Annotated in this window: 3 tRNA genes; all 3 read left to right on the forward strand. The window is 51.9% G+C overall.

Annotation, left to right across the window (positions count from 1 at the left end):
- Nucleotides 1-45 precede the first annotated feature (45 nt).
- A tRNA-Ala gene (locus tag AC0C45_RS30100) sits at nucleotides 46-121 on the forward strand.
- Between the two features lie 30 nt (nucleotides 122-151).
- A tRNA-Met gene (locus tag AC0C45_RS30105) sits at nucleotides 152-228 on the forward strand.
- A gap of 27 nt (nucleotides 229-255) precedes the next feature.
- A tRNA-Ser gene (locus tag AC0C45_RS30110) sits at nucleotides 256-348 on the forward strand.
- Nucleotides 349-366: the final 18 nt, after the last annotated feature.

Genomic DNA, 366 nt, shown 5'->3' on the forward strand with positions numbered 1-366 from the left:
GACCAAGGGGTCGCAGGTTCGAATCCTGTCTTCCCGACCATTTATGGGGCCTTAGCTCAGCTGGGAGAGCGCCTGCCTTGCACGCAGGAGGTCAGCGGTTCGATCCCGCTAGGCTCCACCAATTAAACTGAATAATTGTAACAAATAATATGGCGGTGTAGCTCAGCTGGCTAGAGCGTACGGTTCATACCCGTGAGGTCGTGGGTTCGACTCCCTCCGCCGCTACCATATAAGTTACGTTTGTTATAAATATACGGAGGAATACCCAAGTCCGGCTGAAGGGATCGGTCTTGAAAACCGACAGGGGTGTTAAAGCCCGCGGGGGTTCGAATCCCTCTTCCTCCGCCATTTATTTATATCATATTC

This window comes from Priestia sp. VA7, from assembly GCF_055710015.1.